The 26091-nt window shown below is 42.9% G+C and carries 18 protein-coding genes and 2 tRNA genes; 9 read left to right on the top strand and 11 right to left on the bottom strand.

What is annotated here, in order from left to right; all coding sequences use genetic code 11:
- Position 1: 1 nt before the first annotated feature.
- From ACIZ62_RS04050 to ACIZ62_RS04030, 5 genes are all read right to left on the bottom strand, one after another.
- On the bottom strand, positions 2 to 1402 hold the full coding sequence (locus tag ACIZ62_RS04050; protein WP_414151265.1) for a sensor histidine kinase: 1401 nt from the start codon (positions 1400 to 1402) through the stop codon (positions 2 to 4).
- The gene (locus ACIZ62_RS04045; RefSeq protein WP_414151264.1) at positions 1392 to 2105 is read right to left on the bottom strand and encodes a response regulator; all 714 of its coding nucleotides are present in this window, start codon (positions 2103 to 2105) and stop codon (positions 1392 to 1394) included. The genes ACIZ62_RS04050 and ACIZ62_RS04045 overlap by 11 nt, the downstream gene beginning before the upstream one ends.
- Positions 2106 to 2348: 243 nt before the next feature.
- The gene (locus tag ACIZ62_RS04040; protein ID WP_414151263.1) at positions 2349 to 3614 is read right to left on the bottom strand and encodes an HD-GYP domain-containing protein; all 1266 of its coding nucleotides are present in this window, start codon (positions 3612 to 3614) and stop codon (positions 2349 to 2351) included.
- Between the two features lie 328 nt (positions 3615 to 3942).
- Entirely contained in the window at positions 3943 to 4185 is a 243-nt protein-coding gene (locus ACIZ62_RS04035) for an SHOCT domain-containing protein (RefSeq protein ID WP_414151262.1), read from the bottom strand.
- A gap of 63 nt (positions 4186 to 4248) precedes the next feature.
- A complete protein-coding gene (locus ACIZ62_RS04030; protein ID WP_414151261.1) occupies positions 4249 to 4869 on the bottom strand; it encodes a hypothetical protein in 621 nt (206 codons plus the stop codon).
- A gap of 206 nt (positions 4870 to 5075) precedes the next feature.
- Between ACIZ62_RS04030 and ACIZ62_RS04025 the strand changes: the two genes are divergently transcribed.
- Positions 5076 to 5372: an SHOCT domain-containing protein gene (locus ACIZ62_RS04025; RefSeq protein ID WP_414151260.1), complete on the top strand. Its 297-nt coding sequence runs from the start codon at positions 5076 to 5078 to the stop codon at positions 5370 to 5372.
- 179 nt (positions 5373 to 5551) lie between these two features.
- Here ACIZ62_RS04025 and ACIZ62_RS04020 read toward each other — a convergent pair.
- Both ACIZ62_RS04020 and ACIZ62_RS04015 read right to left on the bottom strand, forming a co-directional pair.
- Positions 5552 to 5628: transfer RNA gene (locus ACIZ62_RS04020), tRNA-Lys, on the bottom strand.
- Between the two features lie 5 nt (positions 5629 to 5633).
- Positions 5634 to 5720 (bottom strand) — tRNA-Leu (locus tag ACIZ62_RS04015).
- A gap of 691 nt (positions 5721 to 6411) precedes the next feature.
- Between ACIZ62_RS04015 and ACIZ62_RS04010 the strand changes: the two genes are divergently transcribed.
- Positions 6412 to 6726: a hypothetical protein gene (locus ACIZ62_RS04010; RefSeq protein ID WP_204355492.1), complete on the top strand. Its 315-nt coding sequence runs from the start codon at positions 6412 to 6414 to the stop codon at positions 6724 to 6726.
- Positions 6727 to 6787: 61 nt separating this feature from the next.
- Here the strand turns inward: ACIZ62_RS04010 and ACIZ62_RS04005 are convergent, their stop codons facing one another.
- Both ACIZ62_RS04005 and ACIZ62_RS04000 read right to left on the bottom strand, forming a co-directional pair.
- Positions 6788 to 7312, bottom strand: a complete 525-nt coding sequence (locus ACIZ62_RS04005) for a shikimate kinase (protein WP_111887840.1) — start codon at positions 7310 to 7312, stop codon at positions 6788 to 6790.
- A gap of 13 nt (positions 7313 to 7325) precedes the next feature.
- The gene (locus ACIZ62_RS04000; protein ID WP_162624481.1) at positions 7326 to 8186 is read right to left on the bottom strand and encodes a shikimate dehydrogenase; all 861 of its coding nucleotides are present in this window, start codon (positions 8184 to 8186) and stop codon (positions 7326 to 7328) included.
- 182 nt (positions 8187 to 8368) lie between these two features.
- On the opposite strand from ACIZ62_RS04000, the gene uraA reads away from it, so the two are divergent.
- The 7 genes from uraA to panD all read left to right on the top strand — a co-directional run bounded on the left by uraA (position 8369) and on the right by panD (position 15312).
- Positions 8369 to 9709, top strand: a complete 1341-nt coding sequence (gene uraA, locus ACIZ62_RS03995; protein ID WP_414151259.1) for a uracil permease — start codon at positions 8369 to 8371, stop codon at positions 9707 to 9709.
- A gap of 296 nt (positions 9710 to 10005) precedes the next feature.
- Positions 10006 to 10776, top strand: coding sequence for an NYN domain-containing protein (locus ACIZ62_RS03990; RefSeq protein WP_111887843.1), 771 nt, complete (start codon positions 10006 to 10008; stop codon positions 10774 to 10776).
- Positions 10777 to 10780: 4 nt separating this feature from the next.
- Entirely contained in the window at positions 10781 to 11704 is a 924-nt protein-coding gene (locus tag ACIZ62_RS03985) for a CorA family divalent cation transporter (RefSeq protein ID WP_111887844.1), read from the top strand.
- A gap of 653 nt (positions 11705 to 12357) precedes the next feature.
- Positions 12358 to 13215 (top strand): Rossmann-like and DUF2520 domain-containing protein, encoded by an 858-nt coding sequence (locus ACIZ62_RS03980; RefSeq protein ID WP_414151258.1) that lies wholly within the window; start codon positions 12358 to 12360, stop codon positions 13213 to 13215.
- A 20-nt stretch (positions 13216 to 13235) separates the two neighbouring features.
- Positions 13236 to 14072: a 3-methyl-2-oxobutanoate hydroxymethyltransferase gene (gene panB / locus ACIZ62_RS03975; protein ID WP_322519525.1), complete on the top strand. Its 837-nt coding sequence runs from the start codon at positions 13236 to 13238 to the stop codon at positions 14070 to 14072.
- A 3-nt stretch (positions 14073 to 14075) separates the two neighbouring features.
- Positions 14076 to 14918, top strand: a complete 843-nt coding sequence (gene panC, locus ACIZ62_RS03970; RefSeq protein ID WP_414151257.1) for a pantoate--beta-alanine ligase — start codon at positions 14076 to 14078, stop codon at positions 14916 to 14918.
- 10 nt (positions 14919 to 14928) lie between these two features.
- Complete coding sequence (gene panD, locus ACIZ62_RS03965; protein ID WP_414151256.1) at positions 14929 to 15312, top strand: aspartate 1-decarboxylase; 384 nt, start codon at positions 14929 to 14931, stop codon at positions 15310 to 15312.
- Between the two features lie 158 nt (positions 15313 to 15470).
- On the opposite strand, the gene ACIZ62_RS03960 is transcribed toward panD, so the two are convergent.
- Positions 15471 to 24263, bottom strand: a complete 8793-nt coding sequence (locus ACIZ62_RS03960; RefSeq protein ID WP_414151255.1) for a GH36-type glycosyl hydrolase domain-containing protein — start codon at positions 24261 to 24263, stop codon at positions 15471 to 15473.
- 411 nt (positions 24264 to 24674) lie between these two features.
- Positions 24675 to 26081: a dihydrolipoyl dehydrogenase gene (lpdA, locus tag ACIZ62_RS03955; protein WP_414151254.1), complete on the bottom strand. Its 1407-nt coding sequence runs from the start codon at positions 26079 to 26081 to the stop codon at positions 24675 to 24677.
- Positions 26082 to 26091 lie beyond the last annotated feature (10 nt).

The raw sequence follows: 26091 nt of genomic DNA, 5'->3' as shown, positions 1-26091 counted from the left end.
CCTATTCCATTCTATTTTTTGGCAATTTGATTACAAAACAACTGCCTTCGTTTAAGTGACTTTGAGCCTCCACAATTCCACCATGGGCCATCACAATTGACTTAACAATGGCGAGACCAATTCCGGAACCACCGGTTATACGATTTCGGGATTTGTCTGCACGATAAAACCGCTCAAAAACATATGGAAGTTCATCTTGTGCTATGCCAATCCCATTATCATTAACGCTCAATCGAGCGAACTGCTCATCTTCTGAAATAATGATCTTTATGATGCCGTTCTGCGGAGTATATTTTACCGCATTGGAAACTAAATTAATAAGAACCTGGCTGATTCTGTTTTGATCAGCATATATGTCTGAACTGGCCCCGTCAATTGAAACTTTCAGATTCTTTTGATTAATATCTGCTTCAAAGTTCCCAACTGCCTTTTCTGATAATTCAGTCAGATTAATCTGGGCTTTATCGAGTTTTAAGTTTTCACTTTCAACCTTTGCTAAATTCTCTAAATCCTGTATGATTCTACCGATACACAATATTTCATCATGACAACTTTGTAACCGCTCGTTTGTGGGTTCCCAAACGCCATCAATCATGGCCTCAATATGCGTCCCAACGGATGTAAGTGGGGTTCGTAGTTCATGCGCAACATCAGCAGTCAATTGTCTTCTTAATAACTCCTGTTTTCCCAATGACTCGGCCAGTTGATTGACCGAAACAATGAGTTCATTTAATTCCCTGGTATTTGAACCTTCTGAAATTCGCACATCATAATCACCATTAGAAATTTGTTTTGTGACATTTACAGTATTTAGGATTGGACTGCTTAATCGTTTAGCCAGAAATGACCCGACGATAACTGAAAAAACAAGTGAAAAAACTCCAATACCGATTAAAATTGTGTTGAGTGCATTCAAAAACTGAAAATCATCAGCGCTTAAAAAGTACGGTCCGAAATAACTGATTTGTATGGTTCCTATGGTTTCATCGTCTTTGGCTATCGAAATTGTCTTTGACATAAATTCACCATTTATCTGAGGATATTTCGTGTCCATGCGATGTGAAATATCTTCCATCACTTTTGAACACAAGGACATATCACACGTTTCAGCATCCCAGATCGTCTGATTCTGGGAATCATAAACCTTGACAATATAGCCATCATAAAGGGCATACATGCCGATAGTATGGACGAAATTCGCATCCCAGGTTTTGGTGTTCACATCGTATTGCTGACTAAGGCTATCTGTTATTTCCTGAGTTCGTTTCTCCTGCTGAATGGTAAGATAATTGGTAAATTCTTTTTCAATTAAAATGTTGGACAAAAGGCTGATTAACCCAATGGTTAACAGTAATACCAATGCAAAGGTCAGGGAGAACTTTGTTCTTAAACTATGTTTCATGGGTTTCACCCCCAAATTTATAACCAATCCCATAAATAGTCAGCACATAAACCGGATTTTTAGGATCCGTTTCTATCTTTTGCCGCAGGTTCTTGATATGGCTATCCACTGCCCGATCATACCCTTCAAATTCATCCCCTAACGCTACTCTGATTAAATCCTCCCGGGTAAAAACCCTATTGGGGTATTTTATTAAAGCCGCCAATAATTTATACTCATTTGGGGTAAGATTAATCTCTACCAGATTTTTTTTGATGATATGACTTTCGAAATCAACTTCCAAATCGCCGCCCCTGAACGATGCTTTATTATAAAGGGGCACAAGATCATCACTTGATCTGCGGAGAACTGCTTCAATTCTTGCATAAAGGGCTTTTAAACTGAATGGTTTTGTAATATAATCATCTGCTCCAATATTTAGCCCTTTAAGCATGTCCGATTCCTCAATTTTTGCGGTGAGCATAATAATCGGCACTCGTGATTTTTTTCTGATGTGAATACAAATTTCTTCACCTGTCATATCAGGAAGCATTAAGTCTAATACGATGAGAGCTATGTTTTCCCGCTCAAATAAGTCGAGAGCTTGCTTGCCGTTTTCCGCAGCAAAGACGGTAAAGTCTTTGCTTTCCAGAAAAGACTTTACCACCTCAGTAATTTTCAACTCATCATCAACAACAAGCACTTTTTTCAAATGATTGTTCATATTCAAACCTCTATACTTCCCAGGCGCTCAGACTATTGAACGTTAAATCCTTATTCTCCAATTGCTTGTTTGCAATCTTCTAATGATACTTTACACGAGTGGCACAGTCCCCAGACTAAATGCCAGGTCTGAGATTTGCCGTTTTCTTTTCGTTTTTTATACTTGCATTTGGTACGTATTGAGAAAGATTGATTCCCCACACATGGCAACGCAGTGGATAGATGTTTCTGAAGATGCCTAATTCTAATTAATATTCTTTACTGTACTTTTTATTTTCATAAATACGTCAACCAATTTGTCGTCAAATTGAGTGCCGCTGTTTTTTTGAATCTCAGCAACTGCAGCATCATGGCTAAATCGCTGTCGATATGGTCGGTCTGTCGTCATTGCATCATAGGTATCTGCAATGGCAAGAATCCGGGAACCTAGCGGGATCTCCTCCCCTTTGATCCCACACGGATAACCATTGCCTGAGAATCTTTCGTGATGATATCGAATAATCAGTAAGGCTCCAGCAAGAAAACCGACATTACTGAGGATATTAATCCCGATATCCGGATGCTGCTTAATAACCTCGTATTCTTCATCCGTCAGTTTACCATTTTTATTCAAGATATGATCGGGTATCCCTATTTTTCCGATATCATGGAAAAGCCCGGCATATTCAAGAATTTTTAAATTTTCTTCTGTCATTTTTAGCTCTCTACTTAAAAGTATTGCGATTTTCGACACACGTTCGGAGTGCCCTGCTGTATAAGGATCCCTTGCGTCAACAGCATTGGATAAAGCAAATACTGTATTCAGATAGGAATCATCCAGCCTTTTTAGAGATAATTCTATTTCAGACTTTTGATTAATTAGTTCCTTGTTTTGATTCAAAAGCGTATGTGATGTTTTATAAAGTATGCCAACCAACAATAAAAAAAGAATCAGAAATCCACCAAAGACTATAAATGCGATCACTTGTAAGATCATGTCTGCATGTTCACTAATTTTTTCTTCAAGGATTTGCAAAACAACGATACCTTCAACTTTTCCATCATATACTATGGGTTCATAAACGTTTATGACAAGCTTTCTATTTTTTATTTCCGCTAACTTATTTGTTTGATAAGCATCCGAAATGACGAAGGGTACCTCACCTCTTAAGACTTTTCCAAGATTGTTATTGTTAATCTGTTCTCCTGAAAAATCAGAATTATCGGACATGATCACTTTTTTATCCCGATTGATGAGAATGATTGATTTAATGTCATATAAATCCATGGTTTCAATGATATCTGATTTAATTTGAGATGCCTTGAAGTTGGATATGTTATCAGTTAAGTCTGTTTTTACCAGGTTTTTTTTAACAGCCGTATTGATTGTAATCCTGGTCACTTCTTCTAAATTTTCCAGTTTATCTTTTTTAATATGCTCATATATAACCAGGGAAAGTACAATGCCCATTAAGACAAATGCGAACATACTGTATAAGGCAAAAGTCCTTATTAATGGATATCTTTTCATAAATACCACCTTTCAGAAATACTGCTGCCAAAGGCAGTGCGATTACATTATATCCTGTGGCTCAGATCAAGTTCTGGATCATCTTTTTATAGGTTGCTTTTGAAAGCTTTAAAACCGTGTCTTTATGCTCTTGCTGGGTACCAAGGCTTGGCTATTCTTCAATTCTTTGTCAGATAAAGCATCCTCACGTTTTTGGGTTATATTATCATTATCCAACCTATTTGTAACCTTTCTTATTTTCTAGTTTAATAGTAATTTAGCTCTTATTACACAATAACTAAAAAAGGACAGTGTATTCCTACACATCCCTTTTAACTTATTTCTTTCCTTATAACCTCTGCAACTCGGATTTTTTTCGATTATACTCTTCTTCATCGATTTCGCCACGTGCATAACGTTCATGCAAGATTTCAAGTGCTTTTTCACCAGAACCGGGTCCTTCTTTTTCATTTGATTTTGAAAAATGGCGAATAATGAAATAAATACCAATGATCACCAAAACAAGTAATAAAAACAAGCCAAACATCATAAAAAAGACAAAACAACCACCATAACCTATACCATACATCATCGTTAATTCCTTCTTACTATTCTCAATTATATTTCAATCTAATAATTCCCAATAAAACTAAACCTAATTAAGGGAGCGGATGTTCTTTGTCATATTATCAAATTCTTCTTTCGTAATTTCACCATTTGCATACCTTATGCCTAATATTTCCAGGGATTTCTCCTGAGCTACCGGTGTCTTTTTTGATCTTATCATTGCAAAAATTATGACGCCGATAATTATAATCAGAAATATGACAATAATACCAACTACAAATGCAAAGGAATTCATCATACCGTTTCCGTACCAACCTGAATTAGTAGATGAATAACTGTTAGCCATCATACCTCCGCTCATCAGATTCATCATCCCGTTTGGGTAATCTGTGAGATAGTTGACTGCAAGATTAATATGAAAAGCTCTAAGTGATTCTGACCCCTCCCCGCCCAATCTGGTGTCCATTTGTTCATGCATGGCTGTATTGCCAATCATTGCCTCCATTGCAGAGTCACCCAACTCTTCAAGCTTATCCTGACTGACCTTGCCTGGATCAATCTGCGTTGGGTCATTAATCCCTTGCTCTCCCATAATCTCTGATAGAATAACATCTGGACTTTTAAGAACCATCTCCTCAGCAAATGAATTGCTGGAAAAAGAAAAAACGGTTAATAAAAATAACATGAAGATAAAAATAACTTTTTTCATTTTTACACACTCCTTATTTTATACACTCCTTATTTAGTAATTTAGTACCCAGTAGGATGCAGTTGAAACAAAAATAAAAATTTATAAAGATCATATGAAAATAGTATCGAGAAAATAATTATAAAATTGAAATCTACATAATTTCTACACATAATTTTATTAAAATAAGTGTAAAGCTATACATCAAGTAAAAGATGGCGAATAAGATGATGGGATTTAATATGTTAGGTTGGCAGGGAATTAACTCACTGCAAGGTATGCACAATGGATTTGGTATGATGGGAATAATTGGAGGTGTAAGTATGTTTATGATATTGCTGGTAGTACTTGTGGTTGTCGCTATTGTTTGGTTTTCAAAAAATGGAAGTACCCAAAATAATGAATTTAAATATCAAACAACAGATCGATCACTAGAAATTTTGAATGAACGCTATGCATCTGGAGAAATTGCTGATGCAGAGTATTCAAAGAAGAAAATGGAGCTAAGAAAGAATAGTTTATAATAACTGGTTTTAAAATTGTGACCACCTTCGGGTGGTCTTTTTTTTCCCTACTCTGCCCTGCCCTATCAAGGTACCACAAAAAAACCACAAAAGTACCTCTATTAGCTTCGGAAATTTTAGGATAATTTTTTGACAATAAAAAAACAGAGCCTTCAAACGGCTCTGTTATGCGCTATTATTGGTGCTCCCTCAGAGACTCGAACTCTGGACACCCTGATTAAGAGTCAGGTGCTCTAGCCAACTGAGCTAAGGGAGCGATAGTGGTGCCGAAGGCGGGACTCGAACCCGCACGTGATCACTCACAACGGATTTTGAGTCCGTCACGTCTGCCAATTCCATCACTTCGGCGTAAAAATAAAGATTATCCTGTTTTTCAACTTGCTTCTGAATACTAAACTCTTCAACTAAGCGATTCACACCAAATCACAGATTTGGGTTCTCTGCTTATGCCAATTCCATCACTTCGGCGTAAAAATAAAGATTATCCTGTTTTTCAACTTGCTTCTGAATACTAAACTCTTCAACTAAGCGATTCACACCAAATCACAGATTTGGGTTCTCTGCTTATGCCAATTCCATCACTTCGGCGTAAAAATAAAGATTATCCTGTTTTTCAACTTGCTTCTGAATACTAAACTCTTCAACTAAGCGATTCACACCAAATCACAGATTTGGGTTCTCTGCTTATGCCAATTCCATCACTTCGGCGTAAAAATAAAGATTATCCTGTTTTTCAACTTGCTTCTGAATACTAAACTCTTCAACTAAGCGATTCACACCAAATCACAGATTTGGGTTCTCTGCTTATGCCAATTCCATCACTTCGGCGTAAAATAAAGATTATCCTGTTTTTTAACTTGCTTCTGAATACTAAACTCTTCAACTAAGCGATTCACAGGACACTGTCATACATAATAGCACAGCTTAAAAAAAAAATCAAACATTATTTTTAATTTTAAATTATTTTGTAAAAATGAAAACACGACAAAATATTATCTTGTTTTTTTCAATTTATGGGGTACTATAGGTAAATAGCGGATTGGTTATTAACAAAGAACTTAATGCCCTTTCCCGTAATCCTATTTCCAGAAAGCAAGGTGAAGTGATGAGTATGTTTGAAAACCATAAAACAATCGCTTATAAGGAATTCAGAGAGTTTGTAAATGAGTCGGTTCTTGAATTAATCAAGAAAACAAGCGATAAAAAATGCAACGGCTGTATTGATTTTATATTTGATGAAGAAACCTCCACGGGGCATTGCGAGGCACTGGAAACCACCTGGCCGGTTAAAAACCCCGCCGCCGTTCAACGATTGACTGATTGCTATATTTGTGATCTGAAAGCCATGAAATAATAAATTGTAACACCGATTATCCGATCGGTGTATTTTTTTCCTACTTTTTCGTCGTTCTTATTTAATCGTTCTTTAAGTAGTAGGCTTTTTCTATTCTCTGACAACATTCTTCGGTCGACCAGGTTTCTGTTGAAATTTTAAAATCACAGACATCGTAATAAGCCTGCCGCTCGGCCAACAATTGTCTAATTCGTAGCAGCGGATCTTCACATCTTAGTAACGGTCTGGTATTATCGTCTTTAACTCGACCATAGATCGTTTCCGGCTGGGCTGACAGACTTACCACAAAAGCCTGTTCAGACAACAATTTGCGGTTTCTTTTGAATAAAATAATTCCACCACCAGTAGAGATCACCCGATGCTCCATGGATAAAGCCTTCTTTAACGCTTCATGCTCGGCATCACGAAAGGTGTCTTCCCCGAATTGGCTAAAAATTTCAGCTATTTCGATACCCATATTTGCGACCACCATGGCATCGGTATCGATAAAATCATATTCCAGTTCCCGGGCCAGCATCGGGCCGAGGGTGGATTTTCCGGTTGCCATAAACCCAATCAGGGCAATGGATTTTTTTTTGCTGTTCATCTTATTCCTTCCTCTAATCGTTTTTTTTCAATAATAGTTTTTTTCCAAAGACTGGATCTGGAAAAATCCCCGTCCATAGTTCAAAAGCCAGCAACCCCTGGTACAAAAGCATGTCCAAACCATTTTGAGTTTCGGCGCCGATTTCTTTCGCCTCTTTTAGCAGTTGCGTCACCGGTGGACTGTAGATCATATCATAAACTAATAACTCTTTTCTAAGCAGTTCTTTAGGCAGCGGCGATTGTTGTGCCGACTCTGCCATCCCCACACTGGTTCCATTGACCACCACCATCGCTTCATCGACAGCTTTTTTTAGCGCCTCAGGTGCCATGGAAATGGCCTGTGCTTTCCCCGGCCAGCTCTCATTAATCAAATTTGCCAATTCTTTTGCTTTTTCTTCCGTGCGATTGGCGATGATGACTTTTTTGATTCCCCAATCGGCCAAGGCCATAGCCACTGATTTAACGGCTCCCCCACACCCTAAAATCAGAATGGTTAGTGTCTCTTTGGGGATTTTACTAACTCTTTTTTCAATCGATTTGATAAAACCAAACCCATCGGTATTATAACCCACCATTTTTTTATCACAATAAACCACCGTATTGACCGCACCAATTTTTTCGGCCAGGGGGTCCAAATAGTCCAGCGCTTCTATGATGTCGATCTTATGCGGTTTAGTCACATTTAATCCCCCAAAGTTCATCAGTCTAAGTCCGTCCACCAGTTTTTTTAAATCCTCAGACTTGACCGCAATTGGGAGGTATAGCGCATCCACACCGGTTTCTTTAAATAATCCGTTGTGTAATTGGGGGGATAAACTTTGGGCGATCGGGTCGCCGATGACGGCATATATTTTCGTATCAACTGAAATCTTCATTCGCGCACTCCTTAATTCTTTTCGATTTATTTGCATTGTAACACAGCTTGGATATCTGGTAAATAATCACAGACATCCTTCTTCTTATTTTTTTATTATTATGCCTTTATTGGATAAAGTCTTTGCGCCTCATCATTCCTGTGTTATAATCTCTAAGGAAAAAAAAGATCGGAGGAAATATTTTGGAGAGTCGAAGAATTATACAAGTGGAGGAAAAGGTGCCCTTTAAAATGCTGGTGCCGTTAAGCTTGCAGCATATGTTTGCCATGTTTGGTGCATCCGTTTTAGTGCCCTTCCTCTTTGGCATCAACCCGGCCATTGTCCTTTTTATGAATGGTGTAGGTACGCTACTATTTATGTTTATCACCAAGGGGAAGGCCCCGGCTTATCTGGGTTCCAGTTTTGCCTTTTTAGCACCAGCCGGCATTGTTATTGCCACCTGGGGTTATTCTTATGCACTCGGCGGTTTCGTGGTCGTTGGTTTATGCGGCTGTATCCTGGCTGGAATTATTTATAAGTTCGGGATTGAGTGGATCAACGTGGTGCTCCCCCCTGCGGCCATGGGTCCGGTGGTGGCACTAATTGGTCTGGAATTAGCCGGCACGGCTGCCAGCACCGCTGGTATTGTCAGCAGCACCAGTTATGTCCTTGATGAAGCTTCCGGCCTTTATGAACAAGTGGTTACTGCCATCGTTCCTGAAAATGTCATTGTTTTTCTGGTTACCCTGGCCTTTGCGGTTTTTGGATCGGTTATGTTTAAGAAATTTCTGGCAGTTATTCCCATCCTGATCGCCATTGTTGCCGGTTACCTAGCTGCTCTGATTACTGGTGTGGTTGGCCCTGCTACCTTTGCTGCGGTGGCTGAGGCACCCTGGTTTTCATTACCAAACTTCCAGCTCCCACAATTTAATTTAGAAGCGATTATTATCATTTTGCCCGTTCTTTTGGTTATTGCTTCTGAGCACATTGGTCACCAGATTGTCACGAGCAAGGTCGTCGGACGAGATCTCTTGAAAGATCCGGGTTTACACCGTTCTTTATTTGCGGATAATTTTTCGACGATGTTATCTGGTTTTATTGGTTCCGTACCAACCACTACTTATGGCGAAAATATCGGCGTGATGGCCGTCACCAAGGTCTACTCGGTTCAGGTTATTGCCGGTGCTGCGATTATTTCAATCATTTGCTCGTTTGTCGGTAAATTATCGATGCTGATCTCCACCATTCCCGGCCCGGTCATCGGCGGAATTTCCTTCCTTTTATATGGGATGATCGGTGCTGCCGGGATCCGTATTCTAGTTGATGCTCAGGTTGATTATGGCAAATCCCGTAATCTGGCCCTGACTTCAGTGGTCTTCGTAGTGGGATTATCCGGCATCGCCGTTACCTTTGGCACAATCCAACTCAAAGGCATGGTTCTGGCCGCCGTTATCGGGATGATTCTAAGCCTTATCTTCTTTATCCTGGACAAACTAAAGCTGACCAATGACCGCGAAGAAGAACACCTATATGACCAACCCTAAATCCTTAAAAACTGATCATGATGATCAGTTCAGACTGTCTCAAAAGATAACCCAGTACCGACAATTGTTACATCATGTTGTTCGCATCGGAGCGGACATGGCATCGCCTGTCCGATTCCGCGGCGAACAACAGATTAACAATTGATCGGTACGGTAGTTTATTGACAACTTCAACTGATCAGAATGATCAGTTTTTTTATGGCCGCTGCTGGTTGTAAAAAAGCGCGATTTCTATTATACTGGTAGTAATAAGTAACTCAAAAAACGAATCGATGATAGAAACAGAAGGGTGACCCATGAAAAATGATATGAAAATTGCGGTCTTAATTGACGCAGATAATGTATCGGATAAATATATCAAGTATATTTTTGATGAAATCTCCAACCTTGGCATGCCCACCTTTAAGCGCATCTACGGTGACTGGACCAAACCTCAACTGGGGTCCTGGAAAACAGTATTACTAAACTACTCCATTACCCCCATTCAACAATATAGTTACACCACCGGAAAAAACGCTACCGATGCAGCTTTAATCATTGACGCCATGGATATTCTTTATTCCAATAACGTCGATGGATTCTGCATTGTCTCCAGCGACAGTGACTTTACCCGGCTGGCGACCCGACTCCGGGAAGCGGGTATGTACGTGGTAGGAATGGGCGAGAAGAAAACGCCCACCCCCTTTATCTCAGCCTGTGAAAAATTTAAATATCTGGAAGTTCTGGCCAGTGATCCCGACACCACCGCTGCCGAGGCGGAACAATCTGAAAGCATTCCCAACGGTAAACTAAGTACTCATAAAGAAGGCATGGCCAATAAAAAGGAACTCATTCAGTCACTTAAAACCATCATCACCGAAAGTTCCGATGAAGATGGTTGGGCAAATCTGGGGGAGGTTGGGTCCCGACTTAATAACCGCTATCCGGATTTTGACACCCGGAATTATGGTCACTCAAAACTGCGCCCGCTAATTTTATCCTTGCATCAATTCGAAATCGAAGCCCGCCGAACCAGCAAAAACCAGAATTCCCATTACGTCGTTCGAAACAAAGCGAAGCAAAGGTAATCTGATGCTGGTCTATCTTCTTGAAAACGCTACCTTTACATCGGCATCCCTTGAGCAGATCGACAAAAAGAATCACCTGATCCATCTCTGTCTGCTTGACTTCCAGTCTCTTCCGGCAGTCAGCGGCCGCCTGGGAATCAGCGACCGACTTGTTGATGAATGCCTGAATAATCGATCATCAAAGCTTGATAGCTACGACGGCTACGATTTTATTACGCTGAACCTTCCTATGACCATCGCTCAAGATTATAAGCCAAAACGTATTGGTATTTACTTCCGATTGGATTTACTGGTTTTTGTATCCGATCGAATTGATTTTATTAATGACATTGTCGTCACCAGCCAAACCGAGGGGATTAAGATTCAGAGCCTGGGTAAATTTTTTCATTTGTTTTTTGATAAAATCACGATTGATGATCGGGAGGTACTGGTATCCATTGAAGAGGAGATTACCAGTCTAGAGGAGGAATTTATTGTCTCTATTAAAGATGATCTGGTTGATTACCTTGTTACCTTCCGGAAGCGACTTCTCAACCTTAAGCAGTATTATGAACAGCTCGTTGAAATATCCGAAGCCATCGAAGAAAATGAAAATAACCTAATTGATAAGAAAGAACTGCGCTATTTTAAAATTCTCACTAATCGGGTCAATCGGCTCTTTACTAATGTGTTGAACCTCCGGGATTATGGTACCCAAGTCCGGGAAGCCTACCAGGCCCAGTTGGACATTAACTTAAATAAAGTCATGAAAATTTTCACTGTGGTTACTTCCATTTTTCTGCCCTTGACGCTAATTGTCGGCTGGTACGGCATGAACATCATGATGCCGGAGTTTCATTGGGAATACGGTTATCCTTTCGTGATTGTTTTATGTGTTGTCGTGGTGATGGGTACACTGTTGTATTTCAAAAAAAACAAGTGGTTTTAGGACCACTTGAGGTTGTCACTAAACTACCGTACCGACTAATTGTTAATCTGTTGTTCGCTGCGGAATCGGACAGGCTATCGCCGTGTCCGCTCCGATGCGTACAACATGATGTAACAATTATCGGTACTGGGTTATCTTTTTTTACAATCATGACAAGTGGTTTTAGGACCACTTGTTTTTTTAGCCAATTTACTCTTCCCACAAATAATTCAGGATCTTGAAAGACAGCCGTTAGGAAAATCGGAATCTGCTAAACTGATATCCAGGGTTCTAGCCCGGTAGCTATGTCAAAAAACGCTTGCATTATTATTCGGCATGTTGTATCATACCCACATGGTGGCATCATTAAGAGCTGCACATGAATAACGCATAAAAACTAGATTAAAAATTAAAAAACCTGCTCTAATCCCTGGTGATAGAGACTGAATAAAGCGATACTTTTTTTGCATTTTATAATGTAATGATAGGTCTTTTTGCAGTTGTTTATTTTCAGCGCAGAGGACCTTTTTTCTTTGCGCAAATTTAAACTGCTGCCTTCCGGTTGTGTCAACCCGAGTACCGACAACCCGAATTTTCAACAGCCACAGGTTTGCGTGTCATGTGTTTCTCTGCTCTTTGCGGTCATAGCCAAATACTACTAACAGGTGAAACGCATGAAAATCGGATTTATTGGTGCCGGTAAAGTCGGCACCGCCATGGGTATTTTTTTTACACAAAATAGTCTGACCCTATCGGGTTACCTAAGCCGCAGCGAGACCTCCTCTCAATGCGCGGCCAAAGCGACTGACTCCGCTATTTTTTTCGACCTTCCCAGCCTTATCACCGCAAGTGAAGTGATTTTTATCACCACTGGCGATGATCAGATTCCTGCGGTTATCAATCAACTCGTCCAAGCTGCCTGCTTAACCGAGCGTCATACTCTTGTCCATACCAGCGGCGCTCTGTCCACCGATCTTTTTGATCCACTTTCAGCTTCAGGGTGCGGTTTGTGTTCGCTTCATCCGATCATGAGTTTTTCTGATCCCCTTACTGCCGCAAAAAACTTAAAGCAAACGGTTTTTACCCTCGAAGGCAATGACAAGGGTCTGGCCGCTGTACAAAAAATCCTTAAGCTCACCGGCAATCCCTATTCCGTGATTGACAAGGGCGATAAGGTGCTCTACCATGCCGCTGCCTGTATCCTCTCCAACTATCTGGTGACTCTGATTGACTCGGGTTTTTTACTGCTTAAGAACACCGGAATTGCCGACGACGAAATCACCCGAGCCTTTATGCCGCTGATGACCGCTACGCTGAGAAATATCGAAAAATCTGGAACGGTCAATGCTCTCACCGGCCCTCTGGTTCGGGGCGATGAAAACACCATAGCCAAACACACCGAAGCGATTAAGACGCAAACCCCGGAATTTCTGGCGCTCTACCAGACCATGGGTTTAGCGACCATTGAGATGATCAAAGACAAACGGATTGATGGTGACACCTATGATCATTTGAAAAATCGACTAAAATAAAAAAATAAAGGAAGTAACTAATGAAAAGCAAATTTACTGTCAGCTCTTTTTTACTAGCCAAAGCAAATCGGGAAAAAATCACGATGCTAACGGCCTATGATTATTCAATGGCCAAAATTGTCAACGATGCCGGCATTGATGCGATTCTGGTGGGCGATTCTCTGGGGATGGTGGTTCAGGGCTATGAATCGACCCTGGAAGTAACCATGAACGACATGGTGTACCATTGCAAAGCCGTTGCCCGGGGTGCCGAAAACGCCCTGATTGTCGGCGATATGCCCTTTTTATCCTATCACATTTCGGTTGAAGACGCCGTTCGCAATGCCGGCCGGTTGATTCAGGAAGGTAAGGCTCACGCCGTCAAACTTGAAGGCGGTATCGATCAGGTTGACAATGTCAAGGCCATTGTCAAGGCTCAGATTCCGGTCATGGGACATATCGGTCTGACGCCCCAGTCGGTTAACATGTTCGGCGGATTTAAGGTTCAGGGCAAGGATATTACAAAGGCTCAGAAAGTCATTGATGATGCTCTGGCACTGGAAGCAGCGGGCGTTTTTGCGATTGTCCTGGAAGGGATTCCGGAAAAATTGGCGACCCTGATTACTAAACAAATATCCGTTCCCACGATCGGCATCGGTGCCGGTCGCTACTGCGACGGTCAGGTGCTGGTAATTCATGATCTACTGGGGATGTACTCTGGTCAATCGCCGAAGTTTTCCAAGCGCTATGCGGCACTGAATGCGACCATTCAAGAGGCTGTCAAGAACTATGTCACCGAGGTAAAGACGGCTCAGTTCCCGGAAGCAAAGCATACCTTCACTATTGATGATGACATCATCAATGAATTGCAGCAATAAACCATGAAGATTGCCAAAACAATAACGGAACTAAAGACTTATCTTGAAGCTATTGGTGGCGATAAAACGATCGGTTTTGTCCCGACCATGGGCTATCTTCACGACGGTCATCTTTCGCTAATCAAAGCCGCGCATGCACATAATGACGTAACTGTCTTGAGTATCTTTGTCAACCCCACCCAGTTTGCCCCGGGTGAGGATCTGGATGCCTACCCCCGCGATTTTTTAAGAGATTCCCGTCTTGCCGAAGCTGCCGGAACCGATCTATTGTTTTTTCCTGATCCGGCCGAGATCTACCCGGCGGGTGCTTCCACCTTTGTGGAAGTCGAGGGTGAGATCACCAAAAAACTCTGCGGTCAGTCCCGACCGACTCATTTTAAAGGCGTGACGACCGTGGTGACGATCCTTTTTAACCTCATCAACCCCAACATCGCTTACTTTGGCCAGAAGGATGCCCAACAGGTGGCAGTGATTAAAAAAATGGTCCGGGATTTACATCTGCCTGTCCAGATTGCGGTCTGTCCGATTGTCCGGGAAGCGGATGGTTTGGCGATGAGTTCCCGAAATGTGCTGCTGCATCCGGAGGAACGAAAACAGGCTCTGGTTCTCAGTCAATCGCTGGCTGCGGCTAAGGCCCTTTATCAAGCTGGCGAACGCTCAGTCAAAATTTTAACCGCAGTCATTGTCAACCACATCAATTCGATGCCCCTTACTCATATTGATTATGTTGAAATCCTGGACTTTGAAACCCTGGCAAACATTGAGACCATCACATCACCAACCCTGGCAGCCGTGGCGGTTCGCTTTGAGAAAACCCGGCTGCTTGATAATATCATTTTAGATTAAGAGGTAATTTATGTATATCACCCTATTTAAGTCAAAAGTCCATCGGGCAACAGTCACTGAGGCTGACCTCAATTATGTCGGTAGCATCACCATCGATGCAAAGCTGCTGGAACAGGCCGATATTCTTCCCGGTGAAAAGGTTCAGGTGGTCAATGTCAATAACGGTGAACGCTTTGAAACCTATACAATTGTGGGTAAACGGAGCAGCGGTATTATTTGTGTCAATGGCGCTGCGGCGCGACTGGTTCATAAGGGCGATAAGGTGATCATCATCGCCTATGCGATGATGGACCGGAAAGAAGCGCTCAACTTTAAACCTCGGGTTCTAATTCTGGATGATGACAATCATGTGACCGCACTTAAGGATCATGAGGTTCATGGCCAGAGTCATTAGTTCTCAAACATTCATTCTTAATAAAGTTTCGACAACAAAGCCAGGTATGAATATTCATACCTGGCTTTGTTGTCGGTACTGGGTTATCTTTTTTTGACAGTCTGAGCGAGCTATTATTTTTCATACCTCGCTTTAAGTTTATTCCGTAACGCCGGTATTTATAATCCCATTAATACTTCAACCTCATGATTTATTTTATCATTGACCAGGTTGATAACATTTCTGGTAGAGACGATTCCATCTACTGAGATGATTTTAACGCCTTTATTGACCGTATCTGGATTTTTTACGTTTATGTGATAGTTTGTTTCCTGGTAGCGATAGCAAATTTGATATTCTTTCAATGTTCTGGGAATACAGGGGTCCATAACAATGGTCTCACCATTTTTCTGGAAACCCAGAATGTATTCAAGACCCGCCCGATACATCCAACCGGCCGCACCGGTATACCAGGTCCAACCGCCTCGACCGGTATGTGGATAGGTGGAATAGACATCGGCTGCCACCACGTAGGGCTCTACCTTATAACGGGTATAGTCCCGCATGTTGGTGGTGTGATTAATCGGGTTAATCAGTTCAAACAGCTCCCAGGCTTTATCGCCATCGCCCAGTTTGGCAAAGGCAATGATGGCCCAGGCCGCTGCATGAGTGTATTGTCCGCCATTTTCACGAACTCCCGGAATATAGCCCTTGATGTATCCGGGTTCCAGTTCAGACTGATCAAAAGGCGGTGTCAGCAGCTTAATCAGGCCGTCTTCACGGCTAACCAGATAATCATCCAGTGACTTCATCGCAGTAAGGGACCGTCCGGCTTCTCCGGCTCCGGAAATAACCGACCAGCTTTGAGCAATGGAGTCGATTTTACACTCACTGTTCCCAGCCGACCCCAATACATCGCCATTGTCGAAATAAGCCCGGCGATACCAGCTCCCATCCCAGGCTGTTTTTTCATTGGCCGCCATCATTTTCACTTTAACACTTTCATATTTTTGGGCCAGTTCCAGGTCGCCCTTTTCTTTACAAATAGGCATAAACAGGTCCAGATTGGCAATCAGGAACCAGCCTAACCAGACACTTTCACCTTGGCCCTTATTACCAACGGTGTTCATTCCGTCATTCCAGTCCCCGGAGCCCATCAGCGGCAGTCCATGTTCTCCAAATTTCAGGGAAATTTCAAGGGCCCGCAGACAATGTTCATACAAAGAAGCTGTGGTTTTAATTTTCCAGGGAACACCGCATTTTTCATCTTCAAATTCACCTAGTTCCGGCTCTTCGATAAAATTCACATCTTCTTCTAAAATTTGGTGATCGCCGGTGATGCGGATGTACTCGGCGGTGACATAAGGCAGCCATAATCGATCATCCGAAAAATGGGTCCGGGTTCCCAAACCCAGGGGCTCATGCCACCAATGCTGAACATCGCCCTGAACGTACTGATGACTGGCATGGAGCAGGATTTGAGCCCGGGTAATTTCCGGCCATAAATTAGCAATGGATAAGGCATCCTGGAGTTGATCTCTAAACCCGAATGCGCCACCAGCCTGATAAAACCCTGATCTTCCCCACAATCGGCAGGAAATAACCTGATACTGAAGCCATCCATCCAACATCAGATTGATCGAAGCTATTGGTGTTTCCACCTTTATTATTCCTAACTTGCTTTTCCAGAAACCGATGACTTCGTTTAGCGCCTCCTGAACATTTCGCAACTCACGATACTTCTGGCTCAGTACCTCTACCTCACTTTGATTGTTTCCGATTCCCATCAGGAAGGCAACATCCTTCCGCTCATTAGGTCCCAGGGTAATTTTCACCTGAATGGCCCCGCAGGGATCAAAGCCGGCACCTAAAACCCCGTCAAGACTTATATTGGCCAGACCTTCTGGTCGGGACATATTCCCATTACCCAAAAAGGCTTTACGATCACTGGTCACCGACCGTTTAGCGATTGATGCATCAAGCAACAGTACTTCGCCCGGAAAGCTTTCATTATAGGGATTTCTTATTAATAGGGCGCCAGAATTATCCTGCTCGGTATTGATGTGCAGGGCTGTCGCCTGATCACTGACTCCCAATACGGGCCTGATATAGTAAGTCAGGGTTATATGTCGTTCCTGATTCGATTCATTTTTTAAATTAATCAGACTTATTTTTACCGCATCTGTTGTTGGAACAAACTGAATCATCCGTTGTTTGATACCATGACTGGCGTGTTCAACATTAGTGTAGCCAAAGCCATGCTTAATGGTATAATCTTCCGCTTCCCGAATCGGTAGTGGGGTGATGGTCCAAATTTCTCCAGTGTCGCCATCGCCCAGATAAACCACTTCTCCCGGGGGATCGGAGACAACATCATTTGACCAGGGGGTGAGTTTGTTTTCACGGCTGTTTTGATACCAGGCATAACCGGAGCCAGATTCAGAAACCATAAAGCCAAAGCTTTGGTTAGCGATCACATTCACCCACGGTGCCGGGGTATTTTCACCATTTTTCAGATGGATGATATACTCACTGCCGTCCTTTTTAAAGCCGCCAATGCCATTATTATATAAACGTTCCGGTTCATCGGTTTGTGACACCGAGTAATTAATCGGCTTGCTGCTTGCCACGATTTTTTCAGGAATCAGTTTAGCCGCGACGGTTTGATAAACACATTCAATTTGTTCCCGGAGCGTTCCCATACCGCCTTTTAAAATAACCCGGGCAACAGCATAGAGCAGAGGTATGTCGGTCGCTGCTATTTTATTTTTTTCCAGAATAAAGAGATCCTCACTAATTTTTAGCATTTCGTGGGTTTGTTTGGATAAGACCATGTCAGAAATCAGGGCATGTAAGGGCAGTGAGTAAGAGTATTCTTCTTCACTTAAGATCACCAGATCCACATTTAAGCCCATCAGGCGCCAGTATTCATGTGCTTTTAAAACCTCAACCAATAACTTGACCTGGTCGATGTTAGATAAATCGATCACTACAATGGGATTGTCTCCGGAAATGCCATATTTCCACAAGGCCGACTGACCCTGGGTATTTTTAAGGATTATTTCCTGATTCATCATCTTTGTCGGGCTTAAAAAAACAAGATGGGAGATCATATCCTGATAAAGCTCGGACTCGTCAGTATCTAAATTGAGATATCGGGTTTCCACCTGACTTCTTGTTAAGGCCAATTTGAAAGCACCTTCGATCGCACTGGGAGTATGATATTTATCAATCAGGTTAAGAATCGATTCTTTGCTTTCACAAAAGGCCGTGACAAACGAAAATGAGGCGGTTTTTCCGGCCTCAATGGTCACCTTGATCCGGGTACTCATGACCGGATCGAGCACCGGTCCACTGGTGCTCGACAGAGGTCTATCCTGATTGATGACCACCGGATTTTGGGAGTTGTTGCCCCGGCCGATAAACTGCATCCGATCAGTCTCGTACTGGATCTCGCCCTCTAGATTACTGTTGGTCACAATGGCATTGGCCAGCCACACGCTTTTATCACTGTCTGATCGGGGCCGTCGGGTGGCAATGAGGCATTTTCTATGATGCTCTATTTCTGTTTTAATAAAGAGATTACCAAAAACCGGGTGGGCAATGTCTCCGGCCTGGGTTGCCATAACCAGTTCAAAATAGCTGGTTAATTCCAGGGTACAGGCTTTTTTGCCGTTATTTTTCAGGGTGATTCGTCTGATTTCGACGTTATCACCAGAGGCTACAACCACCTCAGTTTTCGTCTCAATATCACCATCTGTGCGCTTGAAGGTGGCTTTATCGGCAGTAAAAACGACCTCATATTGATCAGGCTTTTGATTAAGCGGGCCATAGGCCGCCGACCAGACGGCTTTACTCTCGACATTTTTTAAATAGAAAAACGTGCCATATTGATCAAGGGTGCTGTCTTCGCGCCATCTTGTTACCGCTGCCATTTTGCTTTTACTATAACCAGTTCCCCGCTCGGTAATCATCACCGAATAATTGCCGTTAGAAAGAATATGGGCTTTGGGTAGAATGGTATTTGGTTTTGTAAAGCGTCGCACGGCACTTATCTCTTTGGCGATCTTGCCCTTGTAGGGCACCAGTTTTTCCTTTGTTCCCTTGGTAAAGATCAGATCAGAAGAGACTTTTTCCTGAAGCAGCAATCTGGCGGCATGGATTTCCGGGTCATTATGAAAACGGGTTTGCATGATATTGTGATTGACGCAATTGTTGAGTGCCATTAAACTCATTCCCTGATGGTGAGCCATAAAACTTTTTACTAATGCCCGCTTTGTTTCAAAACCCAGTCGTTCCGGGGTATAATCAGCAGCTTCATAAAAACCATAGGGTCCTTCCAGACCATCGGCCTTTAGCCTTCTAATATTTTTAATTGCTGCTTCCGGGTTAACCATCAATGCCAGGAAAGTGGCATAGGGCGCAGTCACAGCATCATCAATTAAGCCCCGTTTAAGCCCCAACCAGGGAACTCCGATGGCCTTGTATTTATAATCGTGGTGTTTATCCATCGCATGGTAGCCGGATTCGGATGTGCCCCAAGGCATTTCCCGCTGATCGCCGTATTTCATCTGACTTTTTATTACAAAAGAATAGGTTTCGTCCAGCAAGGTGTTCTGATAGCTTTTCATAATCAAAAGGGGCATTAAATATTCAAACATGGTGCCTGTCCAGGAAATCAAGCCTTTGTAATGGTCCACATTCGTTAGTGCCCGTCCCAGTTTAAACCAGTGTGAGGCCGGAATCTTGCCTTTGGCAATACAGATATAGCTGGTTTGACGGGCCTCTGAGGCCAACAGGTCATAAAATGAATTGGTCAGCTTATTGTCTTCCAGATTAAACCCGATACTGAACAGTTCCTTTTTCTTGTCATACAGTGGTAGAAATTCCATCGCATCGACAAGAGCATCGATACGTCTGAGTAAGTCGGTATACTGATCCACAAAGTCCTGACTTGCTGTCGCAGCAGCACTGAGGGCGATCTTTGTTTCTTCCAGCCAGGCTAGTTCCTCACGGTAATCGTCCTGGTCCCATTTTTTAACAGCTTCTAGCAAGCGGTTGACCATGGCAGCGGTTTGCTGATGATGCTTTGGTAAGTCAATCAGGTCGGCATTATCGGTTAAGCGGATTTTGAGATTTTTAAGGTCCTCAAACACCGCATCACTTGCTGCTTCTTTTTTGGCCGCAGCCATATCCATCAAACGCTCCGGCATTTTATTAAGCAACCCGATGCCCGGCAGGAAGGTTGACATTTCAGTGTTGAACAGGGTGATCATCGCAACGATTTTTGTTTTCCAGACACCTTCATCCAGTTCTGTCATGGCGTCGGCCTTGATCAGCATCTCCAGCGTGTGATGCCATTTTTTTAAATCCATCGCTGTCTCTACGTTGTCGCTCATAGGGATTTTCGCATAGACAATATAATCGGTTTTTCCAACGCAATGAAGAGTATCCCGGATTCCACTTAAAAACCGGGAATCAATCAGAGGACTTTTAAGGTAGTCCAAAAGCCCCTGTTTCAGGGTAACCAGGTAACAAAGAAAATTTCCGCTATCGACCGTTGAAATATAGGCCGGACGCAGGGGTTTTAGGGTTAGGGTATCATACCAGTTAAGTAAATGGCCCTGCCATTTTTCCAGCCCTTCAATGGTATCAACGGTTTTATCAATCAGCGCCATCATTTGCCCGGTTCCGATATAGCCAAAGTCTCTGGCCGTCAGTGGTGCCAGCAGGCCCAGGCCAATGTTGGTCGGTGATGTTCGCTGGGCAATACCTCTAGGTGGGTCAGCCTGATAATTGTCAGGAATCAGATAATGACTTTTAGCATTCGAGAAATCCTCAAAATAGCGCCAGGTTTTGCGGGTGATCCGGCCCAGTTCAAGGGATTCACGCTCCGACAATATGAGCACCTTTTGCGGGTGATCCCTACTGATAAACCAGGCTATAACAGGACTGACAACCCAAATGGCAAAGAAAAACAGACTAAGCAGCAGTGCTTCCGGTTTAAAAAAGAGAGCCAGAATGACAGGTATCGGTGCCTGTAGCAGCGCCGCCTTCATGGTAAAAACATAACTGATCAGTGAATTTTTCTGAAATTTTTCGGTATCATCAGCCGTTACCCATTCCAGCAGGTTTTTTCGGGTAATAAAAACCCGTGTCAGGGTTACCATAATGGCATGGCTCATAAGCCAGGCCTGATAGGGCAAAAAGATTAATACCAGTAAGAACTGCATCAATACCGCTTTGAGACCGAACATCACCGGCATATACCGCTTGATCCGGTCGTTGCCAAATCGGGCCGATACAAGATAACCAATGATCCCCATCATCAGCGGAAAGATCTGCGGTAGCAGGAAAAAGCCAAGCCAGAAAAAAATACTTCCCGGGAGAATTGAAAAGCTCAAAAAGACAAGTAGCATCAATGCTGGTGGTACCAGACTTCTTCTTAAATTATCAAACATTTTCCACTTCGACAGTCGCGATAGGGGGTTGAATATTTTATCGTGACGGCGGTCAAAAATTTTACGAAATAGAATTGGTACCAATTGCCAGTCCCCGCGAACCCAACGGTGCAGCCGGGCCGAAAAAGAATTGTATTTTGACGGGTAGGAATCGACCAGCTTAAGATCGGTAACCAGGCCCGTTCGCACATATGAACCCTCCAGTAAATCATGACTAAGAATGGTATTGTCGGGGATGGCATCCTTCATGATGGTCTGGAACACCGCTAAATCATAAATGCCCTTGCCAACAAAAATCCCTTCCCCAAAAAGATCCTGATAAACATCGGAAATAGCGGTGGCATAGGGATCAATTCCTTCCTGACCAGTGAAAATGCGGGAGAAAAGGGATTTATTTGAGCTTTCGTTTTCCACTTCGATTCGTGGCTGCATCAAACCATAGCCCTCGACCACGACCCCGCGCTGCTTGTCGATAACCGGTTGATTTAGGGGGTGTGCCATCGTAGCAATCATTTTTTTAGCCATTCCCATTGGCAAAATGGTGTCGCTGTCCAGGGTGATTACATATTTGACATGGTCAAAGGGCGGTTTTTTTGCCGAAGCATAGACAAAACTGGTATCGGTGGCACCCATAATCAGGTCGTTGAATTCCATCAAAGCCCCTCTTTTTCGTTCCCATCCAAACCACTTATCATTTTTTTCATTATATTGACTGTCGCGGTGGAAAAAATAAAACTTATCACTGTCCACCGGGGCATATTTTAAATTAAGCGCATTGATACCCGCCAGAGCGGTTTTTATAATCTCGGGATCATCTTTCATCGCCGATTTGTCGGCATCGCTAAATGCTCCGACTAGGGCAAAGTAGAGATTGTCTTCCCGGTTGGAAAGATAATGGCTTTCCAGACCCGCCAATAATTCCTTGACCCGTTTCTGATCGGAAAGCAGAGTTGGCACTGCAACAATCGTGCTCATGCTTTTGGGAATCCCTTCTCTTAATTGAAGTCTTGGGAAAAAGGCCGGTTTTAAGGCATGGGAAACAATCCAATTGACCGCATCCACGGCAATTTCCGATGCCGGAATCAGCACCGCAATAATGACCAGCACCGAAAACAGGACCAGATGTGAAGATGCCGTAATCGTCGCGTAACGGACGGCCGCCAATAAAAAAAGCAGCGTAATCAGACCCATGGAACCCAAATAGAGGATGCCCGGATTTTTTATACCCATGCTTTCTGCTTTTGGTCTAAAGCTGTTAATCTTTTTTTCTTTGTTTTCCAGGCTTTTAAGGCCCTTGCCAATCAGATAATACCCGACATGCCAGGTTTTCTGGATGGCGGGATTTTCCAATTGAGATTGGTCCCGGTCCGCAAAGGCTTCTTCGGCAAACAAGATCGCCTCTTTGGCCAGATAAATTTCTGAGACCCCAAATCCCAGGGCCAATTCTTCCACTTTGGTCCGGTAATGACTCCGGGTGGCAATATCCATCAGAGGATAGGTTCCATCGGGGTCCTTTTTTAAAATTTGTTCGACCATACTAACCGTTTCAAAGAGCTCGGACCAATCCAGGGAAGAGAAAAAATGAAGACTGGTGATGGTATTGCCCATCGATATCGTATTAACGGATTGGGCCCCATGTTCTTTCTGGGTGATTTCTTCGGTGGTGGCACCGAGTTTATTTAAGTTTTCATCCATAATCCGTAGAACTTCGGCATAACTACGACCGGAACGCCTCAGCCGATAGAATAAATGCTCTACAAAAGCGGGGTTGGCTTCATCCTGGCTTTTTAGGCTGTCTTCGAAGAGTTTGATCGTTTTTTTAGGTTCATTACCATCGTTTTCCAGCCATTTAGTAAAAATCTTATCAGCCTTATGCCACTGACTCTGGGTTTTTTTTATTTCTTCACAAAGTTCCCGAATGTTTTCAATCAGGGCCAGGGTAAGCATCATTGGCAGCGCAACAATTTCCCGGTCAAAAAGAACGGCGTGGGACTGGTAGGCCTTTAAATAATCGGTCAGTATTTTTTCATCGATCTGACCGTCGGTATGAGCAACAAGCTCTACCGCCACCGCGAAAATCCGAATTTGTCCCTTGAGTGGACCCGACTTAAGAATCGGCAAGCGGTTATAATCGGATTTTTTCAAGTCCCGACGCATTCCTTTAACCTGCTTTTCAATGATATAAAAGTTATCAAGCAGCCACTCTGAAGCCGGTGGTACGGCCATCTTTTTCTGGAGATCGGCACTCAGATCCTGATACACATTCAAAATGAATTTATAGTTATCGTTCATCCTGACACTTGGCGATTTAATCGCTCTTTTCTTTACCGACACCGCATGTTCGATGGCAATTTTTTTGGCGTGTCCTTCTAATTCTTCACTTGAGAGCGATGCATCGCGCATGTTGAGTCGGGGTGATTTCCCCGATTTCATCAAAAAAATCCATAATAAAAACAGGATACAGCCAATCAATACCGTGCCCTCAATTAATAATCTTAAATAAACGTCCATTGATTCACAAATCCTTTCGTGATTTAAAACCCATTACGAAGCATAAAGTCAAACACTGTCATAAACCTACCGTACCGACCAATTGTTAATCTGTTGTTTGCTGCGGGATCGGACAGGCGATTGCCTGTTCGCCCCGATGCAAACAACATGATGTAACAATTGTCGGTACTACGTTATCTGTTTATCAAATAGTCTCTCATAGCTAATTTTTATAATAGGAAAAAATCTTTACACTTAAGTATATACCTCTTATATCGCTTATTAACCTTAAAATTACAAATAAACAATAAAAAGAAGTTAAATAAAAGTAAATTAATGTGAAACTTTTCCATATCTGACCTTTATTTTTTTTAAAAAAGAAGCTGATCGCACTCGTTTTCGAGCGGGATCAGCTTCTTGTTTTGTTAGTACTTATCTCATCATATGGATGGATTCACTCTTTACCGCATGAGCCGCTTCCATCAGCGATTCGCCAACGGTGGGGTGAGCATGGATGGTGGACTTAAGTTCTGCTACCGTTGCTTCCAGGTGAATCGCCAGAGCTCCTTCGACAATCAGATCAGTGGCCCGGGGACCGGCCATGTGCAGTCCCAGGATTTCGCCGGTAGCAGCATCCGTAACGTATTTGACCAGCCCGGTCGTTTCGCCAATGATCATCGCTTTACCATTGACGGCCATGGGAAAATTACCGACCTTTACGTCATAACCCGCTTCTCTGGCCTCGGCCTCAGTGAGCCCTACGCCAGCCAGTTCTGGTTTGGTATAAACACAATAGGGGATCGTTTTAAAATCAATCTGTGACCGGATTCCGACAATGGTTTCTACTGCAAATATCCCCTGGGCCGATGCCACATGAGCAAGCATGACCCCGCCATTGCAATCGCCCACCGCATAAATATGCGGCTTATTCGTCTGCATTTTCTGATTGACCTTGATTGCGCCTCGCTCCGTTTTTATGCCGGCCTTTTCCAGTTCCAGGGTACTAAGTTCTGGTTTTCGGCCCACCGAGAGCAACACTTTTTGAGCCGTCACAATTTTTTCTCCCGCTTGGGAACTGGTCGTAACCGCTAAGCCGTCAGGACCTTCCTTAATTGATTCGACCTTTGTTCTGGTAAAAATTTCCACGCCATCTTTGATTAATTTATCTTTTAGCGGCTTAACAATATCCCGATCCATAGTGGCAACAATGTCCGGCAACATTTCGATGATCGTAACCTTACAACCAAAAGCATTGTAAATGGTAGCAAATTCACAACCAATGACGCCGCCACCGATGATACACAAACTCTCGGGAACCGCTTCAAGTGATAAGGCCGCATCACTGGTGATCACATCGGGATGAACACTTCCCGGGATCGGTAGAATTACGGGTTTTGAACCCGTTGCGATAATGGCAAAGTCAAAATCGATGACTTCTTCATCTTTGCTTATTTCGTCTTGATTGTTATTATAAGAAACTTTAATTTGATGATCATTTAGAAAAACGCCGGTTCCCATTATTTGGGTAATGGTGTTGTTCTTTAACAGGGCCTTCACGCCACCCACCAATTTTTTTATAATTTTCGTCTTTCTTTTCTGGAGTGTTTTCCAGTCGGCTTCATAACCAGAAACTGTGATTCCCAGTTCTTTGGCATCGTTTTTCAGAACATCCAGGAGTTCGGTGGTATGCAAAAGCACTTTTGTCGGGATACAGCCAACATTGAGACAGGTTCCACCTAAGAACTTGTTTTCAATCAGAGTTACCTCCGCGCCTAAATGAGCTGCCCGGATGGCTGCCACATAACCGCCCGGGCCACCGCCAATAATGACAATCTTCATGATTCTACCT

The organism is Acetobacterium carbinolicum (assembly GCF_047456275.1).
Classification (GTDB): Bacteria; Bacillota; Clostridia; order Eubacteriales; family Eubacteriaceae; genus Acetobacterium; species Acetobacterium carbinolicum.
Note: the sequence above shows the minus strand (reverse complement) of the source record. Positions and strands in the feature narration are given on the sequence as shown.